Here is a 14,709-nt window from a genome sequence, read left to right as displayed (position 1 = left end):
ACGATTATTTCAACGTATACGCAACCACGATCGGGTTGTCGCTCTCCTTCGAACACTCCAGCAGGCTTTTGATCTTAGGGCTCAGGTTTTTCCTGTATTCTTCGGGGATTTGCGGCGAACAGGTGCCGAAAAACGTATCGCCGTAGACGGCTATCGGTTGTCGGATAATTTCATGGACAATTGCATCTTCATCCACATTGGCAGTGTCCCATGCAAACACTATGTCGGTTCTTTTATCCCAAAAATAAGGTCTGGGGGTAATATATTCCTCCCATTTGTGGGCTATTTCAAAAGAAGCATAATTTCCCCCATCAAGAAATTTACCCGCATATCTTGTGTAGTTGTTCTGTTTGATTAACTTATCTACTTCCAGAGGGGGTATTTTTTGGTTATAAAGATTCCATATGCTCTTCTTTTGGTGGATCACATATTTAGGTGATACTATGGATATAGACATAAATTGGTAAACAGTATCGGAGTAGACTGGAGTAAACAAAAGCTTTCCATCGCAGTCATAAGTAAAGCTATTGTTAATAAAATTATCATTTTGAAGCGGTGTAGGCTCGAAGCCCTTGTAGAGAATGGAGTCTTTGTCGGAAACGAGAATCGCCCAATTCTCATTGTCGTTAAAATCCTGTTCTGGGGCTTGATAATTTATATACAAACTGTCGATATGCGCCAGATAACAGTTCGCCACTCCCGTTTCCTTACGGAGAAACGCTCCGTCATCGGTGGAGAAATAAAGATAGGAGCGAGCCAACGCGTCATTTACAAGTATTTCATTCCGGATGGTGTCGACCTGCATATCTCTGATGCTCTGATATTCTTTCGGCCCCCGGCCTTTATTTTTGATACGGTATAACAGCTTGCCCATTTTACTAAATACGAAGATCTGTTGGGCAACATAGGCATCCAGTATGAATATTTTATCTTTTGTTACGATCATTTTGTTGATTACACCGACGGGCTCGGATGAATCCAGTTTTATGTAGTCAATTGATTTGACCCTATCGAGCATTTCATCCATGCCGATAATTCTGGCATTATCGGCCCGAATCGGGTGCGGAGTGTCGTAGGTGATTTTAATAATTTTCGTGTCGGACAGTTCTAATGCCATGCTATTGCTTTGTGGCTGGGTGTCGCAAGCACAGAACAGGATGGAGGCTAAAACAGCTGCGGTTAATTGTTTCATTTATAAAATTTATTAGTTAGATAGTATATTATAGATTGGTAGCATGTAACGGTTGATGCAATTACAACCAAAGCTGATAAATACACCAACCGTTACTGAATTAATTATGAGTTTGTACAATCGGTGCCATTGAAGCAATTTCCAGCCCCAATTTCACAGACTACCTGTTTCCCGTAAAAAGGTTTACCCAACCAATTGGTTGTAACGCACTCTTTCAGCGAAGGTAGCCAACGTTCACCAAACCAATGATCGGAGTTTTCGTTCCATGATTGTCCATTCCACTCAAACTCTGCCAATGCATCCACATTGGCCTGGATCATTGCGGACAGGTCGTCCTTGGCAATGCTCTTCATAAATACGGCCGAGGCTGCCACCATGGCGAATGCCACCAAGCCGAACGTAATTTTCTTTTTCATAGCGTTTTTCTTTTTCTGTTCGTTCACAGTTTACTCGATGCGTTGTGTCTATCCTTTCAACAACGGCTAACCCGCTTGGGGTTTGGGATCAATTGACTATTTTTGCACAACCTCCTTTCCTTTTCCGGGATTTGGCGGCCGGGCGGAGAAAACGTGTCTTTTCCCGAGGCAATTCTCCGCCCTCGTTTTTCCCGATAATTATTCCTCTACCATACCGATGATCTTCAGCGAAGTGCTGCCGGCGGACGTATTGCAGAAGACCCGCAATGTCTTGTCGAAAGCCCCGGCCTTGTCGGGGATTATCTCCACTTTGATTTCGGATTTCTCTCCGGGCATGACGGGGCTCCGGTTCCATGACGGTTTCGTACACCCGCAGGAGGCGTCGATGTGGGTTATTACCAGCGGTTTGTTCCCCGTGTTTTCCAGGACGAAGGCCGCCTGTGCCGTGCTGCCGATCCTCAAATCCGGAACCTCGATTTCCAGTCGGGCGATACGGATGTCGGTCGTGGGAACTTTGTCCGCCTTCTTCCCGGATATTATCTCCTTATACAGCTCCCAAAGCCGCGGCTTATGCGTCGGGTTGCCGACCAATAGAACCTTGTTGGTGCTGTCGAGGAGAAAACATTGGCAGGCCTGGTTCTTCGGAAAGCCATTCAGCCTGTCGATTTCATTTTTACGGTCGATATAAAACGGCAGTTCGAACCCGTCGGCTCGTAATATCAACCCGAGTTCCCGCTCGTTCTGCGGGTGGAAATAGAACAGGAAATCGACCTTGTCGGCCAGCGTCGTGTCGATTTCCCTCACATAAGCGTTCCAGGTCAACAATTTCAGCTTGCAGGAGGTGCAGCCTATCGAATCGGTGAAATTCAGTATCCTGAATGGTTTTTTCGATTTCGCGGGGTCGTAAACCGTGTCGCAGGAATACGAAGTCGGTTGTATATCCTGCGGCAGCAGTACCGTTTTCCCGATCCATTCCTTTACGATCTTCTGGATTTCTTTCCTGGGATTATTGTCATTGCACGAGGTGCACCACAGCGGGATGATGATGATTCCGGTCATCAAATAGCAGAATTTGGCCATATAATTTTATTTTAAGAACACAAAATAAAGACGCAATCATTATATAGTTAATCAAGATATTTGATTATCTACTACAAAATAAAACAAAAATATTAATATTGGTTCAAAATAATGTAAAAATATTTTGTTTTTGATGTTTTAAAAAGTATCTTCACAGAAGATATCACCCCGCTTGATCAATCTTGTTATGATAACAGCTTTGCCGATTGTCGTATTGAAAAACATGGTAATCGTTGACTGGATAAATAAAATCCGGGATGGGTTGCGTGGGTACCCCCCCCCATCCGGGGTGGATAGTAACTGGAAGGGAAGAATAGATGTAAAAGTGTTTCGATCATGAAAAATTTTGACCGTACTGCCGTCAGGCTGATCTTATCGTTCGGTTTGGCATGGATATGCGCCGGTTGTGAATCCCGGCTGGAGGCGGCTTTGGAACTTGCGGGCGAAAACCGTCCGGAACTGGAAGCGGTTCTGCAACATTACAGCACGGACAAGGCCGATTCGCTGAAATACCGGGCGGCCCGGTTCCTGATCGAGAACCTTCCGCTCCATTACGGCTATGCGGGAAAGGGACTGGAGGATTTCAAATGCGATTATGATTCCCTTTTCTGTGATAAGGATATCCCCAGGCAGGTGCTGAGGGGCAGGGCGAAGAATTATAATCCCGATTTTACGAACGTACATCCGGCATTCGACCTTTCAGAACTCAGCCGCGATTTTTTGATCCGGCATATCGACAATGCTTTTGCGACGCTGGACTACCCGTGGACAAAGGGGCTGTCGTTCGGCGATTTCTGTGAATATGTCCTGCCTTACCGGATCGAGAACGAACTGGCGGAGGACTGGATGCCTCATTACAGGGATTTCCTCGCTGAAATAATCCGCCCCCTGCAGCAGGCTGGGGCGGATCGTTACATTGCGGCCAGGACGATCCAGGACAGCCTGCGCAGAATGGATTACGAGGTCATCGACGAATCGGTCATGAGGATGGCATTGAGGCCGTCGGATTACCTGCGGGCGGCAGGCGGTGCATGCCCCGAGATCACGAGCCTGATGTGGTATGCGCTGAGGAGCGTCGGGCTGCCTGTAAATTACGACTACATTATCCAGTGGGCCAACCGGAGCCAGTCGCACAGCTGGAATTCGCTGCGGGTCGATAGCGTGCTCTACTCTTTCGGGATGAGCGACCCGGAATTCGGCAAGCATTTCGAATCCCGGCCGCAGGAGCGTGTCGGGAAGGTTTACCGCAAGATGTTCAGTTTCCAGCCCCAGAGCCTGCCCAACCAAAGGGGAGCCCTGGCGGAGGGAATTCCGCCGGCCTTCCGATCCCCCTTCATAAAGGACGTTTCGGAATCGTATTTCGACGGCATCGACCTTGCCATGAAACTGACGATCCCGATCGCGGCCAAAAAGAAATTCGCCTACCTGGTCGTTTTCGACAACCGGAACTGGGTGCCTGTCGCCTGGAGCCGGATAAAGCGCGGGCGGGTGGCGTTCGATCATGTCGAAAAGGGCTGCGCCTATATGGTCATGTATTATGACCGGGGGCTCCTTCTTCCGGCAACGGATCCGTTTACGGTCTCGAAAGAGGGCGGGGTGGCGGTGCGTAAACCCGACGGGGCCGAGGTTTCCGTCACACTGAAGCGGAAATACCCGGTTTTCTTTGAGCTGGAGTTTATCCTCAACCGGGTGAAAAACGGCCGGTTCCAGGTTGCGGACAGTCCCGATTTCCGGGATGCCCGGACTGTCTACGTTACGCCCGAGGTGCCGGAAGCCAGGCCGTATTACGCGCAACTGGGGGACAGCATAACCTTCCGGTATATACGTTATCTCTCCCCGAGCGGTGCATTCGTGAATATGGCCGAGGTCGGGTTCTATGCCCCGTCGGGGGAAAAGCTCGTCGGGGAGATAATCGGAACCGAAGGCAGCTACGGGAATTCGGGCGACGACAAATACAAATTATTCGACGGGGATCCGCTCACCTATTTCAATGCCCCGCAGGAATCCCGCTGCTGGGGCGGCATGGCTTTCGACCGGCCTCAGACCCTGGGTAGCGTGATGTTCCTGCCGCGCAATGACGATAATTTCATACAGGCGGACGAGCTTTACGAGTTGTTCTATTGCCGCGATGGCCGGTTCGTATCCCTCGGCAGGCGCATCGGGGATCGGACGCATGTTTTACACTACGACAATGTCCCCGGGAATGCCCTGTTGCTTTTGAGGAACCATACCAAGGGCAAGGAGGAACGTATTTTTACGTACGAGAACGACGAACAAATATGGTGGTAGCCGTGCCGTGCCGGCAAACTGAGATTCAGGGAACGAAAAGGGCGGGGTCGCTGCCGAATCGTGCAAATTCATGCGCAGCGATCTCCGCCCCGGGCTCCCTTCAAAAAGAAAGGAGGTGCTGTTTATTTATGTAAGATAACGGATATAGACCGAAGACTATTGCCTTCCCACTGTTTAGTAGGCTGGCCCGGCCTGACGGGCGACAAACTGGATTCGGAAATAACGCCGACGGAGCGTTGCCGGATCGCAGGTATCAATCGAGAATTTAAAAAACAAAAACATGAAAAAATTTATTTTTATACTCTGTGCTGCATTTCTGACTTTCGCCTTGGTGCTGGGTTTTATCACTTACAATAAAACTACCCAGGCACTGCTGTCTGTCAATATCGAAGCTTTGACGAATAATGAAAATGAGGAGACAAGTAACAATGAAGGAAGTAATAACAAAGGTGATGGCTCAAAATTCTATTATGAACATTTACAGGGAAAACCTAAGACCTGTATTCTGTTTCGCAATGTGAGCTTAAATGGAGAGATATCTTTTTCAAGCGAAAAGCAGACCGGAACGTTGGGGTATACGTCTGTTAAAGTGGAAGGAATTATGGAAATATGCGACAAAGGCGGTTCCGGGTGTACTGCGTATTCATGCCAGACTACAAATTAAAAAATAAAATCTTTGCACACTCATCAGAGTGTGCAAAGAAAAAAACGATAATAATTAAAATTATGAAAAAAATCACGTTACATATTATTTGTATAATCAGTTTCTTCGCAACAGCTTGTTCCTCGAATAATGCGGAAGTGGCAGGCAATGTGAAAAGTATTGTTTTCAATTCGGAGGAAAGTGTGACGAACTCCGATTTCAACAAAATACTCGATACCACCTTCCGGGTCATTCCCCTTGCGACGAATGACGAGTGCTTAATATCCAATATCGATAGATTGGAAATCGTGGACGGAAAGTTTTATATCATGGATCATATGTCGCAGTCGGTCTATGTTTTCAATCCGGACGGGAGTTATGCCGGAAAAATCCATAAGCACGGGCGCGGCCCGGGTGAGTATACCAATCTTTCCTATATGACGGTTACAGATCGTAATATTATTGTAATAGACCATTTTGCAGGAAAACAGGTGTTCTATGATCGTCTGACCTTACAACCTGTTTCGGACGACTATGATTTATTCAAACGTCTCAGGTGTACAGAATTATTTGCCATTGGGGATATTATTTATTATATGAACGATTGGAGTAATTCTGCGATTGGTAAATACCGGCTTTTTTCGAACGCTCGGGATGGGGATGGCTATTCCAAATATCTGCCTTTTAAAAAAGATCCCGATGTTCTGGGAATAAACGGCCCCCAATACGGAATAGCAGGAAACGAAGCCCTGATGATTTATTCGGGAGACGATCATATCTATAAGGTTTCCAAAGACAGTGTCTGTGTGCAATACCGTATGGAGTTCAAAGACCCCAAAGCCAAATACACTTCGGGGCGACCCGAAAAAGTTTTCGAGGATAACCGGGGGCGAAATGCCGTATTGGGGATAAACCGGATTCAGCAATCGGAACGGTATATTTTTGCGGAGGTGACTTTTACGGGTGAAAAGGATTATTATTTCTTATATGACAAGGAGGACGATAAAATGTCGATCTATGAATTTGCTACCGATAGTAATTTTTCGGATAAATTCTTTTTCAGCGTAAAACGTGTAATCGGCAACGAGGTAATATATTGGATTAACGCAAATACTTTCGCACACGGATATAAAAACATATCGGACAGAACACCGAAAACCGGGTTTGAAAAAGAGTTGTACGGATTGCTGGATAAACTGTCCGAGAACGATAACCCGGTATTGTTCGTATTCGACATAAAACAGGAGGAATAGCCATGCCCAAACAGAAGCCGCATGTCCTCCTGCTTTCAGCGGGTTTGGTGCTCCTTTTCGGGTTCACGGCCTGTGTCATGGCAAAAACATATATCGCCTATTCGAAGCAGTTGAACAGAATGGCGGTAATTCAGACCGCATTCGAGAATATGGCTTTTTGCAGGCCCTATGAGCTCTCCTCGGAAGGGTTTTGCCTTTCCCCCACGACGGTGCTGACTGACGCGGAGGGCAATAAGTCACCTTTGTCGGAGGTCGTGTCCGCGCATGGCAGAACGCTGGTCTATCGTTTCAGCAGAATGAATTGCCTGCCCTGTATTGCGATGCACTTCAAGCTGTTGAAATCGATCCTCGATGACCGTGCCCAAATGGGGCTGATCATACTGTGCGATTATCACAATGCAAGGGACTTGAGGATACTCAGGAACACGTATGAAGTCTCCTGCGGGCTGTATAGCGTTGACCGACTCGGAATTCCGATAGAAGATGTCAACAATCCCTATTTCTTTATCCTTACACAAGATATGAGATGCGAGGGTTTCTTTACCGCATTTAAAGAAACATCGCAGCAAACTGAAAATTTCCTTCGGGCGCTGCTGGAAAAATTGTAGCTTCTCTATGACCCGATATTGAAGCTGTCCTGTGGTTTCGTTCATCAATAATATGGGGCTCTGTCGAAGATGGATAAAAAAAATAGTCAGGTATTCAGTGCGGTCGCGGTGCCGATGTCCGTAGCCGTGGTCGTGGTTGTGGTTATGGTCGTGGCCGCGGGAATCATGTGCTTCGTGGCAAATGGCGGAGAGGGGGCGGCCGACGGGCTGCTACCCACTCCGGCACTGATCGGTACAGATCGGGAACACGCCGGCCTTGCCGGCAGCGATACGCTTTTCCGGTTCGAATCCCGGGTTGCAAACCTGGGGCGGATAAGGGTGGGACATAAGAAAAAAATCGTATTCCGCTTCACCAACGTCAGTTCGTGCCCTGTCTTAATCACCAAAGTAATGACCACCTGCGAATGCACTTCGGCTGTCTGGGACAAGGCGCCCCTGCTGCCCGGCCGGCGGTCGCGGATCGAAGTGACCTATGAAGCCGAACGGGATGGAGTGTTCTTCCGGAAGTTGTTTATCTACCATGCGGGCGCCGCTTCGCCTTTCGAGATCGCGATTGAGGGGGTGGGCGAGGAATAGCTTCGACCGGTCGGGCATGCATTGCGGGCTGCGGGGGCGTTCGGTGCGGAATCGCTGTTTTGTCCCGTGTCCGATCCCGGGCAGTGCCCTTGCATGGGTGTGGAGGACGGTTATACTGAAAACTAAAAAAGCCCCGTAATCAAAGATTACGAGGCTTAACCAAGTGCCCAGGACAGGAATCACAAAATGCAATTTCTTTCAAATGGGCAAAAATACAAATGATTTATAATATATTGAAATACAATGATATAGTTTGCATTTAGATTGTTTTTTATTGATTGTGTTTTTGATTGTTTTTGTGGGTTAGTGTCAAAATAGTGTCAAATTTTATTGGTGAATATCAGTATTTTATATATCTTTGAGATAAGAAAATACCTTTTTTATGGCAAAGACGACATATAGTTTAGCAAAGTCTAAAAACAATTTGGGTGAGGCGCAAATTATAATTCGGATGTATGTTCGGATGGGTTACTTTGTGCGTATTAAGTCAAATATATGGGTCGATGAAAAACGCTGGGGTAAGAAAAATAATATTACGATTCCGACTATTCCGGGTGAAGAACAAACTGCGTTACTGAATAAAAAAGAATTGTTGCGTCAATTAACCTTATATGTCGAAGAAGCTATATTAAATGCGGATGATAAAAACATTATTGATAAGATTTGGGCGGAAAAAATTGTTGCTCGATTCTATAAAAAGTCCAAAGAGCCGAAGAATAAATCCGAGAAAACACCTGCGGATAATTTCTTTTCTTTATTTGACGGATATATAAAGAAGCGTAAATTTTCAGAGGCGCGTATAAAGCATTTAAGCGTTTTGCGTCGCTGTTTGCAGCGGTTTGAAATGTATAAACAGCTTGGGAATCGGCGCTACAAACTGGATATTGCGAAACTTACCCATGAGGATTTATCCGAAATAGAACATTTTTTATTCCATGAGAGGGAATTTTTTCTGCAATATCCGCAAATATATGAAGCTGTACCTTATTCGTTGAAAGTTCCGAAAAAATCGGTAAGAAAGGTCAAGCCTTATTTGGATGCGACCGGAAACCCGCGACCGAAAGGGATGCCTGTTGTACGCGGTCAGAATACGGTTACAGATATTATGACAAGGTTTCGATCATTTATGATTTGGGCTATTGAAGAGGGATATGCGCAAAAGAATCCTTTTAAGGAGTATCGGATCAACGAAAGTGTTTATGGGAAACCGATCTATATTTCGGTTGCTGAACGAAAAAAGATACATGAAACTGATATGTCTGATGATCCGGTATTGGAACAGCAAAAAAATGTTTTTGTTCTTCAATGTCTGATCGGTTGTAGGGTAGGAGATTATTATAATATGACGTATGATAATCTTATAGGAAATGCTATCGAATATATCCCGTCCAAAACCCGGAATGATCGCGTAAATACGATAAGGGTTCCTTTGACGGAAACGGCATTGGAAATAATAAACCGTTATCGGAATCTGGAGCGTAAAACAATTATGCCGTTTGTCGCGCAACAAACTTATAATGTATATATTAAAAAAGTTTTTTTGCGCGCCGGCATTACTCGGACTGTTACTGTGATTAATCAACAGACCCGTCAAGAGGAACAGCGACCGATTTATGAAATTGCATCGTCGCACATGGCTCGTAGGACATTTATCGGTAATATCTATAAAAATGTTAAGGATCCTAATTTGGTAGGAGCATTGAGCGGTCATAAAGAGGGTAGCAAGGCGTTTGCCCGCTATCGGGATATTGACGAGGATATGAAAAAAGAATTGGTAAATATGTTGGAGTAAAAAAGAGGTAGGTGAAAGCCTACCTCTCATTTTTCCCTGTTCTGATATTTTCGACATCTTCCTCCAGATAGCGTTTCCTGCCGCCGAAAGGCATAGATTTGATATATCCTGCCCGTTCCCAGTTTCATAAGGTCGAGGAATCTATACCGAGCCTTTGCAGCGTTTCTTTACGTGTCAATGTTCGAGGGCTTTCTTCCAGTGCAGTTATCGGCGCTGTATTGCGGGCTATTTCGGAGAATAGCTGCCGCAGGTCATCCAGGCTCACTGTTACGCTTATGCCGTTGGTATTCCGCAATAATTCATCAATAGACATAAGGCGTTCGATTTAGTTGTCGGGCTGGTCGTCCCAGCCGGGAATGATTACCGTGTCGATTACAACGTCGGGACACGGTATTACGTCGATATTTTCGACCTCTGCCAGCTTGCAGCGGGTCAGGCCGAGCAGGGTCAGCAGTACGATCAAGATGCTTACGAATGTTTTTCTTTTCATAATCTTATTTTTTGTAGTTTTTGAAATCCACGGTGTGAAATATCGCTTTGTGGTTGCACCAGCGGGCCAGTCGCCGCTGTTCGGGTGTGGGGTGTATCTTGCTCTCAAAGTCGCGGTAAGGCTGTGCAAAGGGCTGGCATCCCAGCGCACGCAGTTCTTCGATGCGGCCCAGCGCGTCATCCACGTCCCGAACGAGGACATAGAAAAACATCTTTGCGGGCTTCACGCCGCATTTTTTCAGCCTTTCTATTGCCCTGTGAACGTTGTCCCGGACGGCGGAGCTGTCATATGCCATGCGAATATACTTCGACCACTTCACGCGGGAGAGCAGTTCTGCGATTTCGGTATTCCGGGCGATTTGCCGGGCATCAAGACCCTGGTTGAAGTCCACCCGCACCCCTAACCGGATGATCTTCTCGATCTGCTCCAGTCCCCACCCGGACGCAAGTACGTTGTTGTCGAGCAGTACGGCGTTGCGGCGTCCGCCTAAAAATTCCTCAATGTCGGCATTTGCCCGGATTGCCCCCTCTTTACGGGGGACTACGCACCACGGGCAGCGGTTCACGCATCCGCGGGTCAGGAAACCTACTGCCGCAGGATAATCATACAACCCGTAATCGGGGCAGGAGTGTTCCACTTCTTCGGGCAGGACCCGCGCATAATCCCGATACCCGGTTCCGCCTTTCACGACTTCGCAGGGGAAAACGTGGGGATAGTCGGGAGTGAACGTAAACACCTTTGCCATATACACCCGGTCATACTGCCCGAACATGGGGTCGGCGAACTCCACGCTGTCGCCGTGGACTTTGTGTCATGCGGACAACTTCATCAGCGCGAGGTTCGGGAAGTGGTGGCCGTCTACGTCTATCAGTCCTATTTTCATGGTTTATTGTTTTAAAAGTTCGGTTATTTCGGGATCGAGATTCCCGCGGTACTGCATCCGCTCGTCCATACCGCAGGCGGTCAGGAAATGTTCGCGGCCCTCTGCCTTGCGACCCAGCCGAGAACAAGCGACGGCTTTCAGGTATTCGGTCGTCGCGGACTTCTCCAGCCCAGCGAGGATTTCCAACGCCTGTGCATCATGGCCGAGCGAAAGGAGGGTTACGACGGTGTTCCGATCCCGGTATTCAAGCAGGTTGTAAAGGGCTTTCGCGTACCTGCGCTTTTGCAGCAGGTCTACACCCCGCATGTAAGCTGTATCGACCTCGCGGGTGTGAATAGTGTCGCGGATCATCCCCCTGCGTCGCAGGTCGTATCGCATTGTCACGGCCCGAAGCCACGGATATACGTTTTCTTTGATGTTCTGATACTCCGCCGGGTATCGTTCGCGGATCACCTGCTCCCGTCGGTCAGGGTCTTTTTCGGCGGCGATTAACTCCAATATTTCGGCGCGTTGCGGCAGGCTTTCGTCACCACGGATGCGGGCGGCCAGTTCGGGCCAGTCCTCCGCCACCCACCGCACGCGGACGAGGGTATCTACTTGGGGACCGATGCGCTCCTGCAGGTAACCTTTGAGTGCGTGGGCGCGACCTTGTGCCAATGTGCGGTTACGGTTAAAACGGCCCTCCGGGGATGCCGAAGCCGTAAGTACGACGCTATCGACGTAAAATTCCTGCTGGGCGATCAGTTCGGCCATGCGCGCCTGAATCTTACCGAGCTGTGCGGCGTTTTTGCCGAGGGTGTCGAGTACGCGGGTGTCGTTCACCAAAAACTGAATGTAGTTGCGGTCCTGCACGGTTGCGTACTTACTGATGACCTTTATTTTGTAGCGGGTCGTGGTATCGACGAATGAGAGCATCGACGAAACATGATAGGTCAGCGTGTCGGACGGCGGCAGCGTGTAGCTGCTGTCATCGAGCGCCACAACGCGGCCCTGCAACGTGACGAGCATTGTTTTCGACGTTTCATCCGTCGGCACTTCCTGCGAATAGTAGTACGAGATATGGCCGGGATGTGCGGCCACGCTGTCGAGCCGCACACCCTGGGGGTAGGGATATTTCACGAACCGGGCAAATGCGTGGGCTTCGGCGTTGCTGTCGGGTGCGAATACCCGGACATATTTGTCGAACTGCCAGTAGTCGCGCTGCTGTACCCGCGAGAACAGCCCGCCCCGAATGGTGATGTCCTGTAAAGGATGTGCTTCGCCGTATTTGTGCAAATACGGGGTTACTACGACGCTTCGGCACGTGCCCTGCAACTGCCGGGGCATGTCGATCACAAAGTCGATAGTGACTTTTCCAAGCCGTTCGGGGAGTGTCCGGGCGCGGGCGCGGATCGTTACCTCTTGAATCTGCATCGCCATGATACGTTTGCCGTTCTCCTGCACTTCGGTCGGTACGAGGTAGAAGCGGTTGCTGTCGCGCTCGATCTTCAATACGGGCGGCTGGTAGGCCTGCTGCTCGCGTTCGCGCTGTTCGCGGCTGACATGCAGCACGTCGGCGCGGTATTGCCGCCGCTCCAGATGCCCCGTTATGGAACAGCCGCAAAAAAGAACCATGCAGCAGACCCCGGTTACTATTCTGTTTTTGTTCATTCTATTGTAGTTTGTATTCGACCATACCGTTCAATGAAACCGGAGTGTCGGATTCCATAGTGTACGAAACAATGGAAATGTCATATCGGCCTTGCAGGTCGAGATATACATAGCCTGTTCCCCGTGAGCGCTCGGCTTCGAAAAACACGTCGAACGTATAATCCTGCATTCTTGTATATCCGCCCGAATAGACGATCTTTACGGAGGCCGTAACCGTGATCTTCAAATCTTCGCTGACGGGATAAGACGATTCCATGACAATATCGAGCGCTCCGGTCATCAGCCTGAAATCGAGCGAAAAATTCGCTGTCGTTTTCACGCCTTTCACGGAAGATTCGAAAAAAGTACTGTTTCCCTGCTCGTCGGTGATGGTTACGGTAAAGGGGATTTCGCCTACGGCTTCTGGTTTTATGCGCAGTTCATAAGTTCCGTTTCCCTCGTATAAGGTCAGTTCTGTTTTCGGAATATCTGCACTGTAATGTCCCTGAAAGAATGTCGCACCCTCACCGTTCAAGCGGGCTTTATACCTGCCCGTATAACCGGGTTGGGACACGGTAAACGTAACATAGGCCCTGTCCATTGCGGCCAACTCATACCCTTCTTGGGTATAGGTCGCGGTTATTGGCGGGTTCTTGTAGGTGGTAGTCAGGATGCGCTCCATGCTGATCCCGTGTTTATCCGTGACGGTCAGGCGCAGGCGCACGTCGCCGGAGACCTCTTGTGTATAGGCGATGCCAGCCGTCGCCGTGCCGTTTCCGGAGAGCAGCGGATAAGGTGTGCCTGCCGTACGGCGCTCCCCGTCGATGGTGACGATGCCCTGTCCCGCGTCGAGGTGGTACGAGAGGTAATAATCATTCTCCGCATCGTTCGTGGACACGAGTTCCAACCTCGCAGCGGCGGATGCGCCGGGCCTGTAACTTTCGGCCAAAGGCGTAACGGCTACTTCGGCTGTCGATACGCGCCAGTCCACGGTGTTCATACCGAGAATACGTGCATTGATGTTGTAAACCCGGTTGCGAACGACGTTAAAATCCGTGGTGTTATTCTCGCCGAGGTATATGCGGTACACGACCTTAACATTTGCGGCTTTGCCCTCTATGGCTATGTAAGTCGCATATTCCGGGGCATGGGCTTCGTCTTTCTGCTGTTGGGAACCGATTCCCGCGACCTGTCCCTGACGGTTTTCCAGCAGGTAGTAGGTTGCGTTGTATTCAGTTCCCGTCGCTGATACCTTTTCCATGTCTGCCACTTCCCCGGCGGCATTGGCCCGGCTGGAGCCTAAAAGGGCTGCGGTGAGCGGGACGCTGCGAAGCTGCACGGACTTCACACGAAAAGACTTTGCGAAATCGGCGGCTACCGTGTAGCTGAAATTGACCTTTGCCACGGCGCGAACCAAGGACACGGCGATCTGCGTGTCGCCGCGCACGGTAACAGCCTGCTGTGCGGACATGGGAAAGGGTGCATCCGCGAGGGCCAAAGGATCCCGTTCGACGCGCAGCGTGCGAACGAAATCCTCCGCCCGGTCGCCTGTATCGCGGGCGAGGTTTGCGATGGCATAAAGCGTATAGTCCCCTTTGGGCAGTTCGAGTACGACCGACTGCACGGGGGCGATGTATATGTGCCGGGCCGGGCCGCCATTCACAGGGAACAGGTACAGGTTGATGTCGTCGATGCGGGTGTCGCTCGATGCACTGCGTGTCGGGGACATTTCGCCGCATCGGAACGTCATGGTGATCTGCTGTGCCTGCGTCGTCGGATTAGGATTTATGTCCGCATCCGAGCAGGCGCAGCAAAAAAGCATCATGCAGATCGGAATATAAAATATCTTTTTCATAGG

Annotated in this window: 14 protein-coding genes; 6 read left to right on the top strand and 8 right to left on the bottom strand. The window is 49.2% G+C overall.

The annotated features are described in order from the left end of the window. Window positions 1-4: 4 nt before the first annotated feature. From NQ559_RS04285 to NQ559_RS04275, 3 genes are all read right to left on the bottom strand, one after another. Window positions 5-1,192 carry a DUF4934 domain-containing protein gene (locus tag NQ559_RS04285; RefSeq protein WP_046518003.1) on the bottom strand — a complete coding sequence of 396 codons (1,188 nt, stop codon included), beginning with the start codon at window positions 1,190-1,192 and terminating at the stop codon, window positions 5-7. A gap of 104 nt (window positions 1,193-1,296) precedes the next feature. Beyond that, entirely contained in the window at window positions 1,297-1,608 is a 312-nt protein-coding gene (locus NQ559_RS04280) for a hypothetical protein (protein WP_018697473.1), read from the bottom strand. Window positions 1,609-1,806: 198 nt separating this feature from the next. Continuing rightward, window positions 1,807-2,688: a DUF1573 domain-containing protein gene (locus tag NQ559_RS04275; RefSeq protein ID WP_018697474.1), complete on the bottom strand. Its 882-nt coding sequence runs from the start codon at window positions 2,686-2,688 to the stop codon at window positions 1,807-1,809. Between the two features lie 336 nt (window positions 2,689-3,024). Here NQ559_RS04275 and NQ559_RS04270 point away from each other — a divergent pair, with 336 nt between their 5' ends. The 6 genes from NQ559_RS04270 to NQ559_RS04245 all read left to right on the top strand — a co-directional run bounded on the left by NQ559_RS04270 (window position 3,025) and on the right by NQ559_RS04245 (window position 9,849). After that, window positions 3,025-4,977, top strand: coding sequence for a hypothetical protein (locus NQ559_RS04270; protein ID WP_018697475.1), 1,953 nt, complete (start codon window positions 3,025-3,027; stop codon window positions 4,975-4,977). 280 nt (window positions 4,978-5,257) lie between these two features. Next, a complete protein-coding gene (locus tag NQ559_RS04265; protein ID WP_018697476.1) occupies window positions 5,258-5,641 on the top strand; it encodes a hypothetical protein in 384 nt (127 codons plus the stop codon). Window positions 5,642-5,703: 62 nt separating this feature from the next. Further along, complete coding sequence (locus tag NQ559_RS04260; RefSeq protein WP_018697477.1) at window positions 5,704-6,873, top strand: DUF4934 domain-containing protein; 1,170 nt, start codon at window positions 5,704-5,706, stop codon at window positions 6,871-6,873. Between the two features lie 2 nt (window positions 6,874-6,875). Next, window positions 6,876-7,481 (top strand): hypothetical protein, encoded by a 606-nt coding sequence (locus NQ559_RS04255; RefSeq protein ID WP_018697478.1) that lies wholly within the window; start codon window positions 6,876-6,878, stop codon window positions 7,479-7,481. 69 nt (window positions 7,482-7,550) lie between these two features. Further along, on the top strand, window positions 7,551-8,057 hold the full coding sequence (locus NQ559_RS04250; RefSeq protein ID WP_083923906.1) for a DUF1573 domain-containing protein: 507 nt from the start codon (window positions 7,551-7,553) through the stop codon (window positions 8,055-8,057). A 382-nt stretch (window positions 8,058-8,439) separates the two neighbouring features. Further along, window positions 8,440-9,849: a site-specific integrase gene (locus NQ559_RS04245; protein ID WP_018697480.1), complete on the top strand. Its 1,410-nt coding sequence runs from the start codon at window positions 8,440-8,442 to the stop codon at window positions 9,847-9,849. 124 nt (window positions 9,850-9,973) lie between these two features. Here the strand turns inward: NQ559_RS04245 and NQ559_RS04240 are convergent, their stop codons facing one another. The 5 genes from NQ559_RS04240 to NQ559_RS04220 all read right to left on the bottom strand — a co-directional run bounded on the left by NQ559_RS04240 (window position 9,974) and on the right by NQ559_RS04220 (window position 14,706). Continuing rightward, window positions 9,974-10,162 (bottom strand): hypothetical protein, encoded by a 189-nt coding sequence (locus NQ559_RS04240; RefSeq protein WP_195559210.1) that lies wholly within the window; start codon window positions 10,160-10,162, stop codon window positions 9,974-9,976. 12 nt (window positions 10,163-10,174) lie between these two features. After that, window positions 10,175-10,339 carry a hypothetical protein gene (locus tag NQ559_RS04235; protein WP_018697481.1) on the bottom strand — a complete coding sequence of 55 codons (165 nt, stop codon included), beginning with the start codon at window positions 10,337-10,339 and terminating at the stop codon, window positions 10,175-10,177. 4 nt (window positions 10,340-10,343) lie between these two features. Further along, a complete protein-coding gene (locus NQ559_RS04230; RefSeq protein ID WP_227042932.1) occupies window positions 10,344-11,084 on the bottom strand; it encodes a radical SAM protein in 741 nt (246 codons plus the stop codon). 141 nt (window positions 11,085-11,225) lie between these two features. Continuing rightward, window positions 11,226-12,872, bottom strand: coding sequence for a hypothetical protein (locus tag NQ559_RS04225; RefSeq protein WP_033395484.1), 1,647 nt, complete (start codon window positions 12,870-12,872; stop codon window positions 11,226-11,228). A 1-nt stretch (window position 12,873) separates the two neighbouring features. Continuing rightward, a complete protein-coding gene (locus NQ559_RS04220; RefSeq protein WP_026318677.1) occupies window positions 12,874-14,706 on the bottom strand; it encodes a DUF4906 domain-containing protein in 1,833 nt (610 codons plus the stop codon). Window positions 14,707-14,709 lie beyond the last annotated feature (3 nt).

Origin of the sequence: Alistipes onderdonkii (assembly GCF_025145285.1) — a bacterium.
Taxonomy (GTDB): domain Bacteria; phylum Bacteroidota; class Bacteroidia; order Bacteroidales; family Rikenellaceae; genus Alistipes; species Alistipes onderdonkii.
The sequence above is the reverse complement of the archived record's forward strand: the minus strand, read 5'-3'. Positions and strand labels throughout refer to the sequence as shown.